The sequence below is a fragment of the Streptomyces tsukubensis genome (assembly GCF_003932715.1).
Taxonomy (GTDB): Bacteria; Actinomycetota; Actinomycetes; order Streptomycetales; family Streptomycetaceae; genus Streptomyces; species Streptomyces tsukubensis.
On the sequence record NZ_CP020700.1, the window covers coordinates 2,737,259 to 2,757,958 of the forward strand.

At 70.3% G+C, this 20,700-nt stretch carries 19 protein-coding genes and 2 CRISPR repeat arrays; of the genes, 9 read left to right on the top strand and 10 right to left on the bottom strand.

What is annotated here, in order from left to right:
- Positions 1-97 precede the first annotated feature (97 nt).
- Positions 98-1,780 carry a tetratricopeptide repeat protein gene (locus tag B7R87_RS10455; RefSeq protein WP_233168806.1) on the top strand — a complete coding sequence of 561 codons (1,683 nt, stop codon included), beginning with the start codon at positions 98-100 and terminating at the stop codon, positions 1,778-1,780.
- A 25-nt stretch (positions 1,781-1,805) separates the two neighbouring features.
- Here B7R87_RS10455 and B7R87_RS10460 read toward each other — a convergent pair whose 3' ends face one another.
- From B7R87_RS10460 to hppD, 5 genes are all read right to left on the bottom strand, one after another.
- The gene (locus B7R87_RS10460; RefSeq protein ID WP_006349073.1) at positions 1,806-2,477 is read right to left on the bottom strand and encodes a class F sortase; all 672 of its coding nucleotides are present in this window, start codon (positions 2,475-2,477) and stop codon (positions 1,806-1,808) included.
- A 130-nt stretch (positions 2,478-2,607) separates the two neighbouring features.
- The gene (locus B7R87_RS10465) at positions 2,608-3,027 is read right to left on the bottom strand and encodes a hypothetical protein (protein WP_006349072.1); all 420 of its coding nucleotides are present in this window, start codon (positions 3,025-3,027) and stop codon (positions 2,608-2,610) included.
- Positions 3,028-3,222: 195 nt separating this feature from the next.
- A complete protein-coding gene (locus B7R87_RS10470) occupies positions 3,223-5,235 on the bottom strand; it encodes a sensor histidine kinase (RefSeq protein WP_006349071.1) in 2,013 nt (670 codons plus the stop codon).
- Positions 5,219-5,956: a response regulator transcription factor gene (locus B7R87_RS10475; protein WP_040916184.1), complete on the bottom strand. Its 738-nt coding sequence runs from the start codon at positions 5,954-5,956 to the stop codon at positions 5,219-5,221. Before B7R87_RS10475 ends, B7R87_RS10470 begins: the two co-directional genes overlap by 17 nt.
- 100 nt (positions 5,957-6,056) lie before the next feature.
- Positions 6,057-7,202, bottom strand: a complete 1,146-nt coding sequence (hppD, locus tag B7R87_RS10480; protein WP_006349069.1) for a 4-hydroxyphenylpyruvate dioxygenase — start codon at positions 7,200-7,202, stop codon at positions 6,057-6,059.
- Positions 7,203-7,323: 121 nt separating this feature from the next.
- On the opposite strand from hppD, the gene B7R87_RS10485 reads away from it, so the two are divergent.
- Positions 7,324-7,800 (top strand): Lrp/AsnC family transcriptional regulator, encoded by a 477-nt coding sequence (locus tag B7R87_RS10485; protein ID WP_006349068.1) that lies wholly within the window; start codon positions 7,324-7,326, stop codon positions 7,798-7,800.
- A 9-nt stretch (positions 7,801-7,809) separates the two neighbouring features.
- Here B7R87_RS10485 and B7R87_RS10490 read toward each other — a convergent pair whose 3' ends face one another.
- Together B7R87_RS10490 and B7R87_RS10495 are read right to left on the bottom strand one after the other, a co-directional pair.
- Positions 7,810-8,598 (bottom strand): YlbL family protein, encoded by a 789-nt coding sequence (locus B7R87_RS10490; protein ID WP_006349067.1) that lies wholly within the window; start codon positions 8,596-8,598, stop codon positions 7,810-7,812.
- Between the two features lie 162 nt (positions 8,599-8,760).
- Positions 8,761-9,402 carry an IclR family transcriptional regulator gene (locus B7R87_RS10495; RefSeq protein WP_006349066.1) on the bottom strand — a complete coding sequence of 214 codons (642 nt, stop codon included), beginning with the start codon at positions 9,400-9,402 and terminating at the stop codon, positions 8,761-8,763.
- Between the two features lie 463 nt (positions 9,403-9,865).
- A CRISPR array of direct repeats spans positions 9,866-10,138; the repeat unit is 29 nt; unit sequence GTGGTCCCCGCGCGTGCGGGGATGGTCCC.
- 208 nt (positions 10,139-10,346) lie between these two features.
- Here B7R87_RS10495 and B7R87_RS10500 point away from each other — a divergent pair.
- Entirely contained in the window at positions 10,347-11,267 is a 921-nt protein-coding gene (locus B7R87_RS10500; RefSeq protein WP_233169038.1) for an NAD-dependent epimerase/dehydratase family protein, read from the top strand.
- 379 nt (positions 11,268-11,646) lie between these two features.
- Here B7R87_RS10500 and B7R87_RS10505 read toward each other — a convergent pair whose 3' ends face one another.
- A complete protein-coding gene (locus B7R87_RS10505) occupies positions 11,647-12,846 on the bottom strand; it encodes a methyltransferase domain-containing protein (RefSeq protein ID WP_006349064.1) in 1,200 nt (399 codons plus the stop codon).
- A gap of 424 nt (positions 12,847-13,270) precedes the next feature.
- Positions 13,271-14,214: a CRISPR direct-repeat array (repeat unit 29 nt; unit sequence GTGGTCCCCGCGCGTGCGGGGATGGTCCC).
- 197 nt (positions 14,215-14,411) lie between these two features.
- Between B7R87_RS10505 and cutA the strand changes: the two genes are divergently transcribed.
- The gene (gene cutA / locus B7R87_RS10510) at positions 14,412-14,741 is read left to right on the top strand and encodes a divalent-cation tolerance protein CutA (RefSeq protein WP_040916183.1); all 330 of its coding nucleotides are present in this window, start codon (positions 14,412-14,414) and stop codon (positions 14,739-14,741) included.
- On the opposite strand, the gene B7R87_RS10515 is transcribed toward cutA, so the two are convergent.
- Positions 14,738-16,036 (bottom strand): tetratricopeptide repeat protein, encoded by a 1,299-nt coding sequence (locus tag B7R87_RS10515; RefSeq protein ID WP_040916182.1) that lies wholly within the window; start codon positions 16,034-16,036, stop codon positions 14,738-14,740. The genes cutA and B7R87_RS10515 overlap by 4 nt on opposite strands.
- A 316-nt stretch (positions 16,037-16,352) precedes the next feature.
- Here B7R87_RS10515 and B7R87_RS10520 point away from each other — a divergent pair, with 316 nt between their 5' ends.
- From B7R87_RS10520 to B7R87_RS10535, 5 genes are all read left to right on the top strand, one after another.
- On the top strand, positions 16,353-16,841 hold the full coding sequence (locus tag B7R87_RS10520; RefSeq protein ID WP_006349061.1) for a glycine-rich domain-containing protein: 489 nt from the start codon (positions 16,353-16,355) through the stop codon (positions 16,839-16,841).
- Between the two features lie 32 nt (positions 16,842-16,873).
- On the top strand, positions 16,874-16,999 hold the full coding sequence (locus tag B7R87_RS34070; protein WP_269847450.1) for a hypothetical protein: 126 nt from the start codon (positions 16,874-16,876) through the stop codon (positions 16,997-16,999).
- A 364-nt stretch (positions 17,000-17,363) separates the two neighbouring features.
- Positions 17,364-18,161, top strand: a complete 798-nt coding sequence (locus B7R87_RS10525; protein ID WP_006349060.1) for a HEAT repeat domain-containing protein — start codon at positions 17,364-17,366, stop codon at positions 18,159-18,161.
- A 109-nt stretch (positions 18,162-18,270) separates the two neighbouring features.
- The gene (locus B7R87_RS10530; RefSeq protein WP_157997774.1) at positions 18,271-18,438 is read left to right on the top strand and encodes a hypothetical protein; all 168 of its coding nucleotides are present in this window, start codon (positions 18,271-18,273) and stop codon (positions 18,436-18,438) included.
- 9 nt (positions 18,439-18,447) lie between these two features.
- Positions 18,448-18,750 carry a hypothetical protein gene (locus B7R87_RS10535; RefSeq protein ID WP_130584639.1) on the top strand — a complete coding sequence of 101 codons (303 nt, stop codon included), beginning with the start codon at positions 18,448-18,450 and terminating at the stop codon, positions 18,748-18,750.
- 27 nt (positions 18,751-18,777) lie between these two features.
- Here the strand turns inward: B7R87_RS10535 and B7R87_RS10540 are convergent, their stop codons facing one another.
- The gene (locus B7R87_RS10540; RefSeq protein WP_040916180.1) at positions 18,778-20,568 is read right to left on the bottom strand and encodes a DEAD/DEAH box helicase; all 1,791 of its coding nucleotides are present in this window, start codon (positions 20,566-20,568) and stop codon (positions 18,778-18,780) included.
- Between the last annotated feature and the right edge of the window lie 132 nt (positions 20,569-20,700).

Consider the following 20,700-nt stretch of genomic DNA (forward strand, 5'->3'; position numbering starts at 1 on the left):
TCGCACCGACCGCCATCGGTGTGAACCCGTGCTTGCGCCCCTTGGCGGATCGTCGTACCGGACGGTCGGCGGACGCAGAGTGAGGGCTATGAGGAGAGTGAGCGCAGGAGCAGGCGAGGTGCCCGGCGGTCCGGAGGGCGCGGGTGGCGCGGCAGGCACCGCAGGCACAGGGGGTCCCGGGGTGCCGGGAGGCCCGCCGGACCCGGGCCCGTTCGGCCGCCCCTTCGACGGCCCCTTGGGAGGCTACGGCTCAGGCGGCGACGGTCCCGGCGGATACGGCACGGGCGGGTACGGCACCGGCGGTACCGGCGGCACCGGCGGTCTGCTCGCCACCGAGTCCGCGAAGAACGCCGCCGTCGCCACGCTGGTCGCCGTGACCCTGCTCGCCGGAATCGTGCTCGCGATCCCCGGCTCCCCGCCGAAGGGCCCGCCCCCGCTGCCCGGCCCGCTCGCCCGGGCGCAGTCGGCGGCGCAGGCGGGCGCCCCCGCCTCCCCCGCCGAGCTGAACGCGCTGATCGCGGACCGGGAGAAGTGGCTGCGGACGCATCCGCGCGACGAGGAGTCCTGGGCGACGCTCGGGACCGCGTACACGGAGCGGGCCGTACGGCGCGCCGACTGGGCCGCGTACGCCAAGGCCGAGACGGCGCTGAAACGGTCCCTCACCGTCCGCTCCGGCGAGCGCGGCAATACGGAGGCGCTGCTCGGGATGGCCGGCCTCGCCAACGCCCGCGGCGACTACGCGGCGGCCCGCGACTACGCGGTCCTGGCCCGTAAGCAGAAGCCGCGCCGCTGGACGGTGCACCGGGCGCTGATCGACGCGTACAGCGGACTCGGGGCGAAAAAGGCCGTACAGAAGTCGCTGGATTCGGTGCAGAACCTCTACGGCGGCTCGCAGGCGCGCGCCCTCGCCGCCCGCGTCTACCGCGAGCTGGGCTGGCGCGAGGACGCGACGGCGAACGCCTACGACGCCGTGGGCGCGGCACAGAGCGCCGCGGAGAAGGGGGTGGCGCTGTGGCGGGTCGGGGAGCTGGCGTGGGAGCGCGGGGACCACAAGGAGGCGGTGACGAGCCTGGACTCGGCACTGCGGCTCGCCCCTGACCAGCATCCGGCGCTGGCGGCCAGGGCCCGTGTCCTGACCGCGCTGGGCCGTACGGACGAGGCGGTACGGGACTGGCAGGCCGCGCTGGCGAAGGCGCCGCTGCCGCAGTACGCGCTGGAGGCGGGCGAACTGTACGAGTCGCTGGGGCGGGACGCGGAGGCGGCGGAGTCGTACGGAAAGGTGCGTGCGCTCGCCGACCGGGCGGCGGAGCACGGGGTGAACGAGGGTCTGGCGCTGGCCCGTTACGAGGCGGAGCACGGCGATCCGGGTGACGCGGCGGTGGCGGCGAAGCGGCTGAAGGAGGAGTGGGACCGGGGTGTGCGCAGCCCGTGGGCGGCGGACGCGCTGGCCTGGGCGCTGTTCCGGTCGGGCCGGGGGAAGGAGGCGCTGCCGTACGCGATGCGGGCGACGAAGGAGGGCGCGCGCAGTGCCGTGTTCGCGTACCACCGGGGTGAGCTGGAGCGTTCGCTGGGGATGTACGGCGCGGCCCGCCGCCATCTCGGGGACGCGCTGCGCATCAACCCCGAGTTCTCGCCGCTGCTGGCGCCTGCGGCACGGTCGGCGCTGACGGCGCTGGGCGATCCCCCGGCGGGCGGCCCCCGGAAGCTGACGGGCCGGGAGGGGATGGGCTCGTACGGCTCACCGGCCCGGACACCGCGCCGTGCGACCGCCGCGCGGTGACGGGCGCCCGGCCCGGTCGTGAGCGTCAGAGCTTCGCGTAGACGATGAGGTTGTCCACCGGATGCCCTGCGGCGTCGAACTCGCCGTCGCAGGTGACGAGGCGCAGTTCGGGTCCGTCGGTGGGGCCGTAGACGCGCTGGGTCGGGAAGGCGGTCTTCCGTACGGTCTCGGTCGCGGTGACCGTGAAGGTGAGGTTCTTGCCGCGGGCGTCGCGGACCGTCACCTTCGCGCCCTTGCCGAGTTTCTTCAGGTTCTTGAAGACGGCGGGGCCGTATTTGGTGTCGTTGTGGCCGATGATCACGGCGGCGCCCTTCCGGCCCGGGATCGCGCCGCCGGTGTACCAGCCCGCGGTCATCCCCTGCTCGGGGGTCGGCACCTCGACCGTCTGATCGCTGTTGAGGCCGAGGCGCAGCAGCTTGCTGCTGACCTCGATGGCGGGGATGGTGACATGGACGGGAGCGTCGGCCGCGTCTTCGGCGGGTGTTGCGGGCGCGGTGGGCGTGGAAGCCGGCGCGGGGTCCTTCCCGGCTCCGGCTCCTGCTCCGGCTCCGGTCGGGGTCCCGGCTCCGGTCGCGGATCCGGCCCGGGATCCTGCCCCGGACCCTGCCTCGGATCCGGCTTCGGTGGAGCAGCCCGTCACCGCGAGGGCGAGGGCCAGACCGACGGCGTACCAGGCCGACAGGCGACGACGACGCATGAGGAAGCCTTCCGGTGACGCATGTTCAGGGGGGGTACGGCGGCCGGGCCGGGCCGCGGCGGTGACGGGAGCGGCACCACCGCGGACCGGACCGGGGTACGACTGCTGTTCCTGCTGATGCTGCTGCGGCTCAGCGGGCGTCGTGGTGCGCGGTACGGCGCCGGATCATCACGGTGCCCGCGGCGCCGATGGTGAGGGCGGCGGCCGTGGCCCCGATGATCACGGTGGTGGCGTTGCCGCCGTCCTGGGCGGTGGCGGGCCGCTCACCCGCGGCGACACCGCCGCGCGGCACGACGACCCTGGAGACCTCATCGCGGTCGGCGGGCTGGAGGCAGAAGATGGCGCCGTCCTTGCCGACGACGGGCTTCGACTTGTCCTTGCCCTTCTCCGGCAGCGGCGTGCACTTCTGCTTCTCGGCGACCTCGACCTTGACCGCCGGGGAGGGGCTGCTGTCGGCGAACGCGCCGCTGCCGGAGACCAGGACGGCGCCGAGGGCGGCGGTCGTGACGGCGAGGGCGCGCAGGGCACGACGCGGGGACGCAGCTGTCATGGGGGGCTCCATTCGGGAGGTTCGGATGGGTACGGTCCCCAGGCTGGCCAAGGCGTATGAAGAACCTGTCAGGGTGTTGTCGCCTCCGGGTCAGCGCCGGACCCGTATCGCAGCCGTACCGCCGGAATCCGCTGGTATCCCGGCCGAATCGCAGCCGAATCGCAGCCGGATCGCAGCCGCTGGCGGGTCAGCGGCTCACCGGCCCGGCCCTGCCGCGCCCTCCCGTCCCGCCACCGGCAGCTCCAGGGTGAACACCGACCCCTCCCCCGGGGTGCTGCGGGCCGTCGCCGTACCGCCGTGCGCCTCGGCCAGTTTCCGTACGATCGCCAGGCCGAGCCCGCTGCCGCCGGTCCGCCGGTTGCGGGACTTGTCGGCCCGCCAGAACCGGTCGAAGACATACGGCAGGTCCTCCGCCGGGATCCCGCTCCCCGTGTCCTCGACCTCGACGGTCAGCCGGTTCCCGGCGGTGCCCGCCCGCAGGGTGACCGTGCCGCCGTGCGGGGTGTGGCGTACGGCGTTGGAGACCAGGTTCCCGACGGCCTGGCGCAGCCGGACCGGGTCCGCGGTGAGGTCCGGCAGCCCGTCGGGGGCGGTGACGGCGAGGCGGACCCCGGCCGTCTCGGCGCGGGGCGCGTGCGCGGTGGCGACCTGGGCGAGCAGCTCCCCGATCCGTACCGGCGCGGGGCTCAGCCGCAGCTCGCCCGCTTCCGCCTGGGCGAGGTCCTGGAGGTCGTCGATGATGTGCTGGAGCTGGACGGCCTCTTCGAGGAGCGACGAGACGAAGGCGGGGTCGAGGTCGGCGACACCGTCCTGGGCGCCCTCCAGCCAGCCCCGGATGGTGCTCAGCGGGGTCCGCAGCTCATGGGCGACGTCGCCGACCATCTCGCGGCGCTGGGTCTCCAGCCGGGTCCGGTGCGCGGCCATGTCGTTGAAGGCGGCGGCGAGCCGGCCGATCTCGTTGTCGGAGCGTACGGGGACGGGTGCGGTGGCCTCGCCGTCCTTCATCAGCTGTGCGGCCGAGGTCAGCGCCCGCAGGGGCCGGACCAGGCGGGTCGCGGCCAGGACCGAAGCGCCGACGGTCAGGGCCAGGACCAGTGCGGCGGCGCCCGCGATCCGGGCGGAGTCGTCCGGGGAGAGGTCGAAGCCGGGGGCGGTGGGGCTGCCGTCGGGGTCGCTGATGTAGAGCAGGGCGGTGGCGGCGACATGGGAGCCGAGCTGGCCCCGGCGGGCGGTTTCGACGCAGTTCTCGACGACGCTGTCGACCTTGTGGGGAATCAGCTTCGCGTCCGTGATCTCGATACGGGGCACGCGGGTCTTCTCGGCGGGTCCCGGCATCGGCTGTTCGACGGGGAAGATCGTCGGCTCGATGGGGCCCTTCCCGTCGCCGATGAGGATCCGGGGTTCACCCTCGGATCCATGGCTGAGCCAGAGGGGAAGGGGTGGGCGCTTGGCCTGCCGCAGACAGTCGTCGGAGAGCTTGTTGAGCGCGGCGACCGCCTTCTTCTCGGTGGTGGTGGGCTGCGCCAGCCGGTCGAGTGAGCACCACTGCTGGTAGCGCTCGGGTTGCAGCCCCGCGATCCGGACGTAGGAGCGGCCGCTGGGGGTGGTCATGGGCTCGGCCGTGACGGACAGTCTGCGCAGACAGGCAGTGACCTTCTCGGCGAGGCCGCGGAGCGCTTCCCGCTCCTTGCGGGGCAGTTGGAAGGGGCCGACGGCACGCGGGTCGATACTGCCCTTGCCGGTCTTCGTCCCGGCCCCGGTGGTGGTCTGCTCGGTGGCTTCGACGAGGGCGGCGTCGGTGTTCAGGGGGTCGATGAGGGCGGACGACGTCTCGGGCAGCGGGGGTGGTTTCTTCGCGGTGGACGAGTCGGCGATGACGAGCTGGGTACGGCGGTTGACCAGGACGATCCGCCGGTCGTGGGCGGCGGCCAGCGTGGCGACCTTGCCTTCGACACCGTCCCACTGGGGGCTGGTGGCGGCGTGGCCGAGGAGTTCGCGGTAGATCTGGGCGTCCTTGGCCAGATCGCGGCCCTGCTCGCGTTTGATGGCGCCGGTGGTGGTCTGCGCGGCGAGCCAGGCGGTGGCGGCGACGGAGCAGACGGCGACGAGGGCGGAGACCGCGAGGAGCCGGGCGAGGAGGCTCTTGCGGAGCGGGAGGCGCCGGGGGCGCGGGTCCTGCTTTTCCGACCGGCTACGACGCACGGCCACCGCCTCCCGTACCCGTACCCGTGCTGGTACTCGCCGTGGGGTCGACCAGCTTGTAGCCGACGCCGAAGACGGTCAGCAGCTTCTCGGGCCGTCTCGGCTCGGTCTCGACCTTCTTCCGCAGATTCATGATGTGGACGTCGACGGTCCGGTCGCCGATGTAGCGGGTGTAGCCGTGGAGTTCCTGGAGGAGGCGCTGGCGGGTGAAGACCCGGCCGGGTTCACCGGCCATCGCGGCGAGGATCCGGAACTCCCCCGGCGTGCAGTCGATACTGCCGCCTCCGACCCTGACCTCGTGTTTCTCCGGGTCGACGACCAGGTCCCCGACGGTCAGCAGATGCTCGTCGGCGGGCGGGGCGGTCCCGCCGCGCGGTGCGGTGCGGCGCAGCAGGGTACGGACCCGGGCCATCAGCTCGCGGGGGCTGTAGGGCTTGGTCATGTAGTCGTCGGCGCCGAGGTCGAGTCCGAGCAGCAGATCGTCCTCGGTGGAGCGGGCGGTGAGCATCAGCACGGGGAGTTCGTACGCCTCGGCCCGCAGGATCCGCAGCACGTCCAGGCCGTCGATCCTGGGCATCATCACATCCAGGACGAGCAGGTCGGGGGGCCGGTGGCGGACGGCCTCGACGGCCGCGCGGCCGTCCGCCACCAGGGTGACGGAGTGCCCTTCGCGCAGAAGATACCGGCGGACCAGCTCGGCCTGTTTGTCGTCGTCCTCGGCGATCATCACATGTGCGCACACGGCACCGATCGTAGACAGGTACGAGGGGCGAACGGGGGTGCGGTACGGGGCCGGCGACCCGTACCGCATCGACGGGCGGGCGGTCTCAGAGGTTGCCGCGGCGCTCCTGCTCGCGCTCGATGGCCTCGAAGAGGGCCTTGAAATTGCCCTTGCCGAAGCCCATGGAGCCATGGCGTTCGATCATCTCGAAGAAGACCGTCGGCCGGTCCTGGACCGGCTTGGTGAAGATCTGGAGCAGATAGCCGTCCTCGTCGCGGTCGACGAGGATCTTCAGCTCTCGCAGGGTCTCCACGGGGACACGGGTCTCACCGGCCCACTCGCCGAGGGTGTCGTAGTACGAGTCGGGGGTGTCGAGGAAGCGGACCCCGGCGGCGCGCATGGTACGCACCGTGGCAACGATGTCGTTGGTGGCGAGCGCGATGTGCTGGACTCCGGCGCCGCCGTAGAACTCCAGGTACTCGTCGATCTGGGACTTCTTCTTGGCGATCGCGGGCTCGTTGATGGGGAACTTCACCTTGAGCGTGCCGTCGGCGACGACCTTCGACATCAGCGCGGAGTACTCGGTGGCAATGTCGTCGCCCACGAACTCCTTCATATTGGTGAAGCCCATGACCTGGTTGTAGAAGCCGACCCACTCGTTCATCCGGCCCAGCTCGACATTGCCGACGCAGTGGTCGATCGCCTGGAAGGTGCGGCGGGCCGGGGGCTCGACGATCGGGTCCGCGGCGACGAAGCCGGGCAGATAGGGGCCGTCGTAGCCGGAGCGGTCGACGAGGGTGTGGCGGGTGCTGCCGTACGTGGCGATGGCGGCGAGGACGACGGTGCCGTGCTCGTCCTTCAGCTCGTACGGCTCGACGAGACCGGTGGCGCCGTGCTCGGTGGCGTAGGCGTAGGCGGCGCGGGCGTCCGGGACCTCGATGGCGAGGTCGACGACGCCGTCGCCGTGGTCGGAGACATGGCCGGCGAGGAAGGCGCCCCACTCCGTGGCCTGCTTGATGACGGAGGTGAAGACGAAGCGGGCGGAGCCGTTCTCCAGTACATAGGCGGCGGTCTCGCGGTTGCCGTTCTCCGGTCCGGAGTAGGCGACCAGCTTCATGCCGAAGGCCGTTGAGTAGTAGTGCGCGGCCTGCTTGGCGTTGCCGACGGCGAAGACGACCGCGTCCATTCCCTTCACCGGGAAGGGGTCGGCCTCGCGCGCGGTGGTGGGGTGGTGATCAGTGGTCTCAGTCATAGTCGCAGGCTCCCCCCGATCCACAAGGTGCGCAATAGTTCGCAGTACCCCTGGGCAATCTGCCCACTGTGGGTCCACGATGGGGGCACTTTCTGTACATGATGACCATCGGGGAGTCCTCGTGGCGATTGATCATCTGGACGGGCGGCTCATCGTGCTGCTGGCACGGGAGCCGAGAATCGGCGTACTGGAGGCGTCGCGCAGGCTGGGGGTGGCCCGCGGGACGGTGCAGGCGAGGCTGGACCGGCTCCAGTCGACCGGGGTGATCAGGGGTTTCGGCCCGCAGGTGGATCCGGCGGCGCTGGGCTATCCGGTGACGGCGTTCGCGACCCTCGAAATCAAACAGGGCCAGGGGCCGGATGTACGGGCGCATCTGGCATCCGTACCGGAGGTGCTGGAGCTGCATACGACGACGGGTGAGGGCGACATGCTCTGCCGGCTGGTGGCGCGGTCGAACGCGGATCTGCAGCGGGTGATCGACCGGGTGGTGGGCTTCGAGGGGATCGTGCGGGCGTCGACGGCGATCGTGATGGAGAACCCCGTACCGCTGCGGATCATCCCGCTGGTGGAGCAGGCGGCGGACCACGCGGACCGCTAGGTCGTCGGGCTAGCAGGAGGGAACCTTGTCGCCCTTCTCCAGGGCGCGGAGTGCGTCGACGGCGCCGGTGAGGGTCGTGACGGGGATCAGCCTGAGCCCCTTCGGCTGCTCGGCACGGGCGTCGGAGCACTCACCCTCGGGCACCAGGAAGACGGTGGCGCCGTCGCGCTTGGCGGCCTGGGTCTTGAGGGAGACGCCGCCGACCTCGCCGACGGTGCCGTCGGGGCTGATCGTGCCCGTACCGGCGATGCTCCGCCCCCCGGTGAGATCGCCACCCGCGCCGTTGCCGTCGAGCTTGTCGACGATCCCGAGGGAGAACAGCAGACCGGCGCTGGGCCCGCCGATGTCCTCCAGGCGGAGCTTGACCTTCACCTGGGCGGGGTCCTTCTTGAGATAGCGGAGGGCCGCCTTGGTCGCATCGTTCTGCGACTCCTCCATGGCCTCCAGGTTGATCTTCTCGACCTGCTTGTCGGACTTCCCGGAGGGGTAGACGGCCTCCCGGGGAAGGACCGCCCGGTCCCCCCTGAACCAGCTGTCGGCGACCTCGTCCACATTGACATCGGTGGCGGGCCCGGTCGCATAGATGGTGGTCATGCGCAGCTCGCCGGTCGTCTTCCGGACGGGCGCCCCTTCGATGGTGATCACCGGGGTGCCGTCCTGCGCCCCGAGCACATCGGCGGTGGACCCGGGCTGCGCGATCACGAACGGCAGCGGCGCGAAGGCCGCGGCGACGAGCAGCCCGAGGACGGGCACGGCACTGAGGAGGAGGGCGCGGGGGCGAGTGAGACGGAAGGGCACGGGCCCAATCTATCGGGGCGGCGGAGGGTACGGCGGCGGGCGGGGAGACCGGGGCGGGGGAGGCCGGTCGGGGCGGGCGGGACCGGTCGGGGCGGGCGGGGCCGGGAGCGTCCGAGCGCACCCCCGACTCCCGGCGCTCCCTCTGCCTCAGCCCGCCCTACCTCACCTCAGCGCGTCGGCGACTTCCCGGGCGGCGTCGACGACGCGGGGCCCCACGCGCTCGGGGATGGAGTCGGAGAGCATGACCACCCCCACGCTGCCCTCTATCCCGGTGACACCGACGAGGGGCGCGGCGGCTCCGCTGGCACCGGCCTCCAGCTCGCCGTGCGTGAGGATGTAGCCGGGGTTGTCGCCGTTCCCCTGGCGGGCGGCGAGTATGGCTTTCCCGGCGGCGCCCCGGTCGAGGGGATGGCGGAACCCGGCGCGGTAGGCGACGTGGTAGTCGGTCCAGGTGGGTTCGACGACCGCGACGGCCAGTGCCTCGGCGCCGTCGACGAGGGTGAGGTGGGCGGTGGCGCCGATGTCTTCGGCGAGGGCGCGCAGCGCGGGCATGGCGGCTTCCCGTACGAGCGGATGCACCTGCCGCCCCAGGCGCAGCACGCCCAGCCCGACCCTGGCCCGCCCCCCGAGATCGCGCCGGACGAGCGCGTGCTGCTCCAGCGTGGCGAGCAGCCGGTAGACGACGGTGCGATTGACCCCGAGCCGGGCGGACAGTTCGGTGACGGTCAGCCCGTGGTCGGTGTCGGCGAGGAGCTTGAGGACACGTAGTCCCCGGTCGAGCGTCTGGGAGGTCTCCGCGGTCACGAGGCCCTCTCCTTCGGAGTGAGTGACGGCGAAGCCCCACGGTTGACGCGGCGCCGTCCCGCCGGCGACGCACCGAGGACCCGCCGGCAGGCCATGGCACACCGGATGGGCTCCGCGGCTTCGCTGCCACGGGGCGCAAGATTGGTGAGCGGGACAGTAGCGACCAGGTTCGCTCAGCGGAAGACCTCGTCCAGAATCCGGTCGGGGGTATACCAACGCGGCCCGTTTGATGGCTGTTTGCCGAGCCTTCACCACGACCCCCCGGAGACTCCCCTTCCGCATCGGCGGGCCCATTTCGGCGGTGGGGGGAGGGGCCGGTCAGTAGGGTCGGGGTGTGGTGGAGCGGAGGGGGGAGTCGAGGTGTGTCGACCGGTATGCGTTGCGATGGTTTGGCACGTTTCGCCGGAGTCGGTGAAGTTGCTTCAGAACGGCGCGGGCGGGTGAGAAAGCGGCAGGTCGGAGAGTGGTCCCCGCGCGTGCGGGGATGGTCCCGAGGTGGAGCTCTGGGCGCTGGCGCACGCTGGGTGGTCCCCGCGCGTGCGGGGATGGTCCCCCGCCGAGCCGCGGGTAGCGGCGGCTGACCGAGTGGTCCCCGCGCGTGCGGGGATGGTCCCCGGCGCACGTCAGACAGGGAGTAGTGGGGTCCGTGGTCCCCGCGCGTGCGGGGATGGTCCCAGGACCGTGTGTCATGGTCGGTCGCCTTCGGAGTGGTCCCCGCGCGTGCGGGGATGGTCCCGCCACGCCCACACCCATCGCCGTCCCGCCGCCAACGGAGGCGGCATCGGCCTCTCCCCCTGGGATGAGCCGTCCGGCGTGAGCTGTACTGATAGCCCTGGAGATACGAACCGCAACCGCAACCGCAAGCCGAGTCCGCCTCCCTGTTCAGCCGTTCCCATCTCAGGAGATCGGTTCCACGCCGTACAGTCGGACGCGTGCACTCAGCGGTGAACAGAGCCCACGCCGGGCTGGTTACGGTTACCGGAAGTTCGGGCCAAGTAGGAGCGGCCCTGGCTGAGGCACTGGACACGGCCGGCTGGGTGGTCCGCGGCGTGGACCGGATTCCCGGCCGCTGGACGAGCGTCGTCGGAGACCTGCGAAACCAGCCGGTGCGACTGGCCGCATTGCAGTCGGCCGATGCCCTGGTCCATAGTGCCGCGCTGCACGCCCCACATGTCGGCCGCCTGGCCGATGAAGAGTTCCGAGCCGTGAACGTAGATGCGACCGCGGGCCTGCTCGACGACGCCGACCGCCTCGGCGCCCGGCGGGTTCTCTACATCAGCAGTACGAGTGTGTACGGACACGCCCTGGAGCCCACCGACCGTGCCGTCTGGGTGGACGAGCAGCTCACACCGCTTCCCAGGGATATCTACGACGAGACCAAACTGGCTGCGGAGGAGCTGGTCGCCGGCTGCACCATTTCTTCGGTCACGCTGCGCATAGCGCGATGCTTTCCGGAGCCGCTGTCGGTGCGAGCCCGCCACCTGCTCCACCGGGCAGTCGACGTTGCCGACGTAGCAGCGGCGGGGGTCCTGGCCGTGGCACACCCCACCGTTACCGGCAGGTTCAATATCTCCGGGCCGCACCCGTTTCACCGCGAGGACTGCCTTGCCCTTTCCCGCGATGCGGGCGCAGTGCTCGCCGAACGGGTTCCGGACGTCGTCCAGGCATTCCGCGACCAGGGGTGGCCAGTACCCGATCGCCTGGACCGGGTGTACGACTCGACCGCCGCAGCGAACGCGTTCGGTTACCGACCTGTGCGCGGAGTCCGGCAACTACTGCGCGATGCCGCCGGTGGTCCGGGCCCGAGTGTTCGGACGACTCAGCTCGGCTCGCCCTCGACGACTTCCGTGGAACCAACGTCGTGAGACACCGCTCTCGGCCGTCCCGTAGCTGCCGGGCACAGTGAAATGATCTTGGCGTGTCTCGTGTGATCACGGCGTTGGAGCCTTCCTGGACAGCCCCGTTCACCGGGCTGAGCCCGCACTGTTCCCGTGACCACGCCGTGGCCGAGAGTCGAGCGGCATGGGCCGGGGCCTCCGGGCCGTCCTGCTCTCCCCCTTCATCACCCAGAACCTCCGCCGCCTCGTCTCCCTCACCGCCGCGAGGATCTCCTGCCCCTGAAGGACCTTACCGAGAGGGGCCAGATCGCCCCGGTGATCAACCGCACCTACCCCCTGGCCAAGGCACAGGCAGCGCACTGCCACCCACCCCAGCCCAGTCGGCGAGCCCGAATTCGGAGCCCCATTACCCGGCGTTCTCGACATCCTGAAGCAGCAGAGGACTTCTCGGATTGTCGAACCAGGCATTCGTACGTCCCGCGGTCACGGTCAGACCGAAGCGTGTGACATCGGGCTCCCCGGCTGCCACCCACCACTGATGGGCACGGGTCAGTTCGTCCCAGAGTCGCCGCGGGCCGCTCTGATACACCGTGCTGCCCACCTGGCCGTCGACGAGTACCGCCGCTGCCCACGACCGATCGGTCAGGCCGTAGAGCCACGCACTGACAGCAGTTCCCCGCCGGTCGGTCAGCAAGGTGCACTCACTGACCAGCAGGCCCGCAACGGCAGCGAATGGGTGCCGCAGCCGGTCGTCGAGGCCAAGGTCGGCAGCGGTCAGTTCGGTGACCGTAGTGACCGCGTCGCCCGGGAACCCATCCGGAAGGTACGCGGTCTGATCGACACGGTGCCGCTGGGATCTGACCTTCATGAACTCCACCGCTCCGGTGAGCCTGCCGGACGCGCTCCGCCCGTCCTCGGCCACGACGAGCCGTACGACGCAGTCCACGTTGCTGTAGTGCGTCCCCCAAGGGGCGACGATCAGCCCGCCCGGCCGGGTCTGCCGAATCCATGCGTAGGGCAGGTCGCGGACGCCGGCGGTGACGATGATCCGGTCGTACGGAGCGCCATCGGGATACCCGAGAAGGCCGTCTCCGGTGACCACTCCGGGGTGCAGGCCGACAGCGCTGAGGCGGGCCCGGGCGGCGTCGGCCACGGCCTCATCAACCTCTACCGTGACCACGTTCGCGGCGCCGAGTCGATACGAGAGCAGCGCGGCGTTCCAACCCGTACCGGTGCCGATCTCCAGCACCCGCGCACCCGGCTGTACGTCCAGGTCCCTGAGCATCCGGGCGACGACGCTCGGCATGGACGCCGATGAGGTCGACAGCCGGCCGGGGTCGGCCCCGGTGTGGGCTCCGTCGTCCCACTGGGTCACGACAGGAACATCGGCATCCGCGTAGGCATGCCACAGGTCGAGGTCGCCGCTCCTGGACACGCTGAAGCTCGTGCCCGTGTCCATGTCGAAGGGCCACATCAGCTCGGGCAGGAACGCGGATCGCGGCACGGCCTCGAAGGCAGGAACCCATTCCGGCGCCAGGGCGCCCGAGTCAAGGAGCTTGCGATACACCTCGTCCCGCGCGGAACCGTCCAGGCCGGAGGCAGTCACTTCCGATGCTTGCCGTCCCCTTCGGGAGCGCTTCCATCGGGGCTGGGCGGCTCCTGTGGCGGGGTCCACGGCTGGCCCGGGAGGTTTTCACCAGCGCCGCCGCCTTCTCCGCCGCCCCCGTCGCCCGCGTTGCGTGTGATCGGCTCGGCCATCGCGACCTCCAAGGCTGGCCGTAGGTAGTCAGCCTGGACTCTAGGGAAGTAGAGAGCATGCGAACAGCCCGAATTGGGCCGTTTGACGGATTCCCTCGGATGGGTGAGGAGGAACCGATATCGTCGGTGGCCGGAGCCGAGGGAGGGGGTTTGGTTTGCTGCACGATCCAGACCAACCAGAGCGGTTTTCGTCGTTTTCGACAGATTTGCCGGAGTCGGCAAAGTTGCGTGAGAACTGGTTCCCCGGCCGATGAAGCAGCAGGTCAGGAAGTGTGGTCCCCGCGCGTGCGGGGATGGTCCCACCGAGCAGAGGTACCCGGCTCACAAGGTCGTGTGGTCCCCGCGCGTGCGGGGATGGTCCCCGGCCTGTCATGTCCCGGAGGCGGCCGTCCGCGTGGTCCCCGCGCGTGCGGGGATGGTCCCGGTGGTGGTCGAACTGGAGCGAATGCGTGGGAGTGGTCCCCGCGCGTGCGGGGATGGTCCCTCGCCCTCGAATTCCTCCAGGACGTCGCTGCCGTGGTCCCCGCGCGTGCGGGGATGGTCCCCCCGTCTACACCGTCGTCGTTCTCGCCCTGGCGTGGTCCCCGCGCGTGCGGGGATGGTCCCAACTCTGACGACTCGACCACGAAGAAGACCGCGTGGTCCCCGCGCGTGCGGGGATGGTCCCATCACCTATTGGGCGTTGTCGATCCGGTACCTGTGGTCCCCGCGCGTGCGGGGATGGTCCCCGGAAACGGGTGTGCTGGGTCGGGCCCTCCGCGTGGTCCCCGCGCGTGCGGGGATGGTCCCTGGGCAATCCACTGCGGGTGCTCCGCCCATTCGTGGTCCCCGCGCGTGCGGGGATGGTCCCGATCTGGACCGGCTCCCGCTGGGAGAGGGAGGGTGGTCCCCGCGCGTGCGGGGATGGTCCCCACCAATGGGTGGTGGCGGGCGGGGTGTCGGGGTGGTCCCCGCGCGTGCGGGGATGGTCCCCCGCGGTTGTCACCGCTCGGCCCCGCTCATCTGTGGTCCCCGCGCGTGCGGGGATGGTCCCTGCATCGGCTGGGCGTCGACCTCGGCCCAGGTGTGGTCCCCGCGCGTGCGGGGATGGTCCCGACCTTGAGGAGTACGGCGCCCTCGTCCGCAAGTGGTCCCCGCGCGTGCGGAGATGGTCCCGGCGGACGCGGGTCATCAGGGTCAAGGCTCATGTGGTCCCCGCGCGTGCGGGGATGGTCCCGTCAACGCGACCTCGGCCGCGTGCGGGTAGCCGAAACACCCATCGGCGCATCGGCAGAACCGGAAATGCTCGGCGCTTCTCTGGCCGCACTGCTGCCCACTCGATTCTTGACAAGATCCGGTTCCGCCCCGGCGTCCAGATACGCGCTCTCACATGTACGACCTCGCCTGCGAGCCAGCCGTCGTTAGGCTCCACCCATGACCGACTACGTACAGGTTTCAACTGCAACACCCCTACGGGAACAGGCCGTCGAGCTTGCTCAAGGCGCGATCAAAGGACGTCTAGCAGCCGGCACCCAGGTCATTGGGCCTGTCGGCTCCGTGTTCTGGCACCTGGGGGAGTTTGGCGAAGGTACCGAATGGCGGCTTCTGCTCACCACGACGACGGACAGGTACCCCCAGCTTGAGCAGTACCTGTTGGAACACCACCCTTGGGACAACCCGGAGCTGCTCGCCACACCGATCGTCCGAGGTGCGCAACGGTGTTTGGAGTGGATTGACAGCAGCGTCTCGACAGAGCACTCCTAAGTCCTCACTGCTCTCCCAAGCGCCTCCTGGACAGCTCCCAGACTCTGATGTGGACCTAGTTGCTCCAGTACCGGGGCGAGCCGCATTCGCGGTCGCACAGAAGCTACCCCTGAAGCAAGGTCGAGGGCGCGGCCGGCCACTCTGGCCGCTTCCTCAACCTCGCCAGCCATGAGATAGGCGTCCGAGAGCCAGGACATGTACAGAGCCTTGTCCCGAGCGTTGTGATCGCTGTAAGCATCCAGAGCCTGCTTGAGAACAGGGACCGCGCGTAGTGGGCGGCGCAACTCGGCCCAACAGCGACCCGTCATGATGTCCAGCTCCGTACCATCGACCCAGGCGGCCCAGTCCGGTTGTGGCTCTCCATCCTGCGCCGAGTCGAGTGCCGTTCGGGCTGCATCCAACGCCCGTTCCGACTGCTCTGCCTGGTTGGCCAGCGCGCACGCCCACGCCATCCGCTCGTGGAGAAGCGCCTGAACAGCAGATGGTGTTGCGGAGTTGATGGTTGCGCAACTTGCAGTTGCCATATGGACTGCATCAGCCCTGTCCAGGGTCTGGTAGGCAAGGAAGCAAAGTCCGTTCCCCAGAAGATCCATGTCACCCGCTTCAAGGGCCAGCCCCTTGCTCTCCTCGTAAAGGCTGGCGGCCTGGGAAATCTCGCCGCCGTCGAACGCAGCCCACCCGGCCTGCTGGGACTGCTCGGCAAGGAGCGACAGAAGACAGCGACGTGATTCTTCCGTAAAGGAGCATGTACGCAGAAGGCTTTTGGTCGCCTGGTACTCCCCGAGGTAGACACGGAAGGTATCCCCACCACCAAGGACTTCGTCCAGACGCCTGAGGCGGTCGGTGCGCACGCGCAGCATGTGCACATCATCAACGGCGACTCTGCTCGGTACGGCTGGCCGGTGGAGCGCGGAGAGAGAAGCTGCGAGTCCAGTGGCCCGTAGCAGTGTTCGGCGACGCACATCTGACCCGCTCTCGTTGCGATCCGGACACGAAGGACTGCCGCCGGATTCCCATGGCCGGGGGGACAGACCAACCATGTGCCCCGGAACGCGTAAAGCGTCCGCGATTTGGGCGATCTTGCCGAAGGTCGTGATGCGCCCCATGCCACGGGCGAGCGTGCCCACCCGTTCCGGCTTGATATCGCACTCGATAGCGATACGGGAGTAAGTGATCCCGGCCCGATCACGCGCCGCCCTGAACACCCGTCCGAAGTCATGCTCCCTCAGGGCACGTTGCACATCTTTGTCTACAAGGAGTCTCTCCGGAAGCGCGGTGGACGGCTGGTAGGACATGCAGCCCCCCTGATGACCCGAGTCTGCGGGTTAACTCAACAATGTGGATACCCATGATGGGGATACCCAGCAACGGGTCGCGAGCGCTTCGCAGGAAATCCACTCTGGACGCCAGAGACGCCCTCTGCCAGAACAGCTGCCGCATTCAGGCCTCGCGTCTGCCGCCGAGAAAGCGCGCCACGAGGAAGACCGTACTGGTCGGTGCCTGCCTGGGTGTCCTGCACGGCCCTGGACGAGTGGGTGCCTGAGGGCGCCTTTCTGCCGGTCCGGCGAGCCCGCCGGCGCCGGTTCTCCAGATGAAGCGAAGGAGTAAACCATGACAAGTCAGCCCCCGGTCATGTCAGCCCGAGCCCTCCTGTCCGATGCTGACGCCTCCACCGTGCTCGCAACGATCCTCGGCAACAACCCCGGCATGAGCATCAGCACAGCAACCCGCGTTCTCGACCAAGCCCTCGCCTTCGTCGCGACGGCCGCCGGTCGGCCTGGCGAACCGATGGTGCCGTCTCGAACGGTTGATGAGGGATGGCATGCGCTGATCCTCCACACCGGTGTATACCAACGCCTGTGCAGCCGGTTCGGCGCATTCGTGCACCACCAGCCCGAAGAGCCCGACCCTGGCCGATTCAGTTCTTCAGTACTCACCCGCACAACTGCGCTCATCACGGAAGCCGGATACCGGGTAGATCCGGACATGTGGCGCGCCCCTGACGACACTCTTGTGTCCGTGGCTGCGAAGTGTCAGCACTCTGACGACTCAGGGCCGATCGTCATCATTCCGAAGCCGAAACCGAAGCCGAAGAGCTGACCACCTCTAGGCTAGACCGGATAGGAGGCTCCATGAACAAGGAGTGGATCGACCCTCGGTACGCCGAGTTGGTGGCTGCATGGCGACGCGCACAGCGGTCGACGGGCAACAACTCCCAGCAGCGACCGGTCAAGGGCTTCATCGTTCCCCGGATGTAGCACCCAGCGGCCCCGGCCCACCTACGGCCGAGGCCGCGGAAGTGGTCCCCGCACGTGCGGGGATGGTCCCTACCTCAAGATGTGGGCTCTGACCCGGCCGAAGTGGTCCCCGCGCCTGCGGGGAGCCCCCAGCCCATGAAACCGTCGAGACCGACTGGCCCAACGCGAAGATTTACGTCGGGGCGGAGCTGGTGGCCCTCGGGAAGGCAATCGCCCAGCGGTCCCGTCAGGTGCAGAACGGCGAGACCCCCACTGCCAAGCTCAAGGACGGCGTTCTCGACTACCGCAAGTTCGGGGCCTCCTGACCTCCAGCGGCGTCAATTCCCAGGACGGCCGCGGGAACGTGCCCGTACCATGCCCGCTCATGGCGATGTTCGTACACCTGACCTCCGCGTCCAACACACAGCGCATCCGGCGGTCCGGGATCCGTGCGGACAGCCACGGACAGGACGGTGCGCGCGGCGTCTACTGCTTCCCGGTGCTGCCCTCGTACACCCTCACCCACCAGTGGCTCCGCGAGCTCGCCCGCTTCGGCAGCCGCGGCGGCCTCGTCGCCGTCCACATCCGGCTGGACGACGACCAGCCCGTGCTGGCCGCGCACTACGGGGACCGAAAGCCGAGGGCCCGGTCCACCGCGGCCGAAGCGGTACGGCGGATCCGCGCGCTGGACGATCCGCGGGGGTGGGAGGTGTTCGTACCCCGGCCCGTCGGGCCGCACGAAGTGCACCGGATCCGGACCGCGCCCCAGGTCGCGGGGTGGCGGTACCGGCCCGACGCGCACGGCACCCGACCCTGCACCTGCTTCGGCTGCCGCATACGCGGGGAGTACGGATCACAGCGCCTGCGGGAGCGGCTGCCGCATCCCCTCGACGGGCCCCCGCCGCCCGCCGAGACACTCCTCGCCAGGGTCGCCGCCGCCGGTGACCCCGGGGACCCGGCCGAACTGCGCGACGCCCTCTACTGGTTCGGCATGCGTCGCCGCGGCCCGCTCGCCCGGCTCACCCGCCTCGCCGCCCACCCCGATCCCGGTGTACGAAGCGGTCTGGTGCGGGCGGTCGCCCGCTGGTCCACGCCCGGGGTCACCGAACTGCTCGACCGTCTCGCCGACGACCCGCACCCGAGCGTCCGCGAGGAAGTGGAGGACGTACGTACCATGCGGTGATCCACCGGCGCCCCGGGAGGATCACCAGGCGCCACAGGGCCCTCACTCACACGAGGGCACTCCCGAACGCCCCCTCCCCCGCGGCACCCCGGTGCGCCATCCTGGTGGCATGACTGAGCAGCCGTGCGCATCGTGTGGCGAGACCGGTCTGACCGAGCACGAGCGGCACACCGTGGAACTGGACGAACACGGCAACCACCGGCCGGTGGTGCACCGGTGGACCGGGGCGTGCAGCCACTGCTCGGGATCCGGAACCAACCACCAGCACCCGCAGTGAGGAGCGAACGTGCGCACGTGGTACCTGTGCCTGGGCTGCGCGGCCCACTACCTGCCCCCCGAGTCGATGACCTACCCCGGCCGGCCCGGGCTCGCCGCCAGCCCGGTCCACTGCGGGCTCGTGCAGTGCCGGACCGCCGCGCAGCGGATCATCGCACGGTCCGGGCTGCCCGCCGCACTGTTCGAGGCGATGGCCCTCCGGGCGGCCCGGGCCGCCGATACTGCGGGCGGCCCGGCGCGGCCGGGCCAAAGGCGCGCCCGCGGGCGGCGGTCGGCATCAGGGCCGGGGTCGGCGCGCACCAAGCTCGGCTGAAGCAAACCCGCCCCAGGGCAGGTCCCCTCACCTCATCCGCGTCGCCCACTCCTGCACCTTTTTGATCCGCTCGCGGATCTGTCCCGCCGTCGCCTCCGCGCTCGGCGGGCCTCCGCACACCCGCCGCAGCTCCGTGTGGATCACCCCGTGCGGCTTCCCGCTCTGGTGGACGTACGCGCTCACCATCGTGTTGAGCTGCTTCCGCAGTTCCAGCAGCTCCTTGTGGGAGACCACCGGCCGCCGCTCGGCGGGCAGCTCCAGCAGGTCCGCCTCGTCGTCGGGCTTCTTACGGCTGTGGGCGATCTGCCGCGCCTGCCGCTTCTGGAGCAGCATCTGCACCTGGTCCGGCTCCAGCAGACCGGGGATGCCGAGGTAGTCCTGCTCCTCCTCGCTGCCCGGGTGCGCCTGCATCCCGAACTCGGCGCCGTTGTACATCACCCGGTCGAAGACGGCGTCCGACTCCAGCGCCTCGAACGGGAGCTGGTCCTGCTCCCCCGTGTCCTCGTCCTGCGCCTTGTTCGCCTCGTCCATCTCCTTCTCGGACTCGGCGTACGGATCCTCCTCGCCGTCCTTCTTCGGGCGGTCGAGGACGTGATCGCGCTCCACCTCCATCTCGTTGGCGAAGCCGAGGAGCATGGGGATGGTCGGCAGGAACACGGACGCGGTCTCGCCGCGCCTCCTCGACCGTACGAAACGGCCGACGGCCTGGGCGAAGAACAGCGGGGTCGAGATGGTGGTGGCGTACACACCGACCGCCAGCCGCGGTACGTCGACGCCCTCCGACACCATCCGGACGGCGACCATCCACCGGTCGGTGCTCTCGCTGTACTCGTCGATCCGCTTGGACGCGCCCGTGTCGTCGGAGAGGACGACCGTCGCCTTCGTCCCGGTGATCTCCCGGATCAGCTTCGCGTACGCCCGCGCCGAATCCTGGTCGGCGGCGATGACGAGCCCGCCGGCGTCCGGGATGGACTTGCGGACCTCGGTCAGCCGCTGGTCGGCGGCGCGCAGCACGTTCGGCATCCACTCGCCGCGCGGGTCCAGCGCGGTCCGCCAGGCCTGGGAGATCGCGTCCTTGGTCATCGGCTCGCCGAGCTTGGCGGCGACCTCGTCGCCCGCCTTCGTACGCCAGCGCATATTGCCGCTGTACGAGAGGAAGATGACCGGCCGAACGACGCCGTCGCCCAGGGCGTGGCCGTAGCCGTAGGTGTAGTCGGCGGCGGAGCGGCGGATTCCGTCGTTGCCCTCTTCGTAGGTGACGAAGGGGATGGGGTTGGTGTCGGACCGGAAGGGCGTACCGGTCAGGGCGAGCCGCCGGGTCGCCGGGTCGAAGGCCTCCAGACAGGCCTCGCCCCAGGATTTGGAGTCGCCCGCGTGGTGGATCTCGTCCAGGATGACCAGCGTCTTGCGCTGCTCGCAGCGGTTGCGGTGGAGCATCGGGCGGACGCCGACACCCGCGTACGTCACGGCCACGCCGTGGTACTCCCGGCTCAGCGGACCGGCGCTGTAGTCGGGGTCGAGCTTGATCCCTATCCGCGCGGCCGCGGCCGCCCACTGCTTCTTCAGATGCTCGGTCGGTGCGACGACGGTCACCTGCTGGACCACGTGGTGGTGGAGCAGCCAGGACGCGAGGGTGAGCGCGAAGGTGGTCTTCCCCGCGCCCGGGGTGGCGACCGCGAGGAAGTCCCGCGGCTGCTCCTGTACGTACCGGTCCATGGCCCCCTGCTGCCAGGCGCGCAGCTTGCCCGCGGTGCCCCAGGGGGCGCGGCCGGGGAAGGCGGGGGAAAGGTGGTGGGAGTGGGAGGCGGTAGTAGTCACGGTCTCCGGTGCAGGGTTCGGTGGGCGGCGGGCGGTCGGTCGCGTACCCCGGAATCCAGCGGTCCGGCACGGTCCCGGGCGGGCCCGTCCGGGCCCCCGGGGCTCGGTATGACAACCGGGCCACCCTACCGG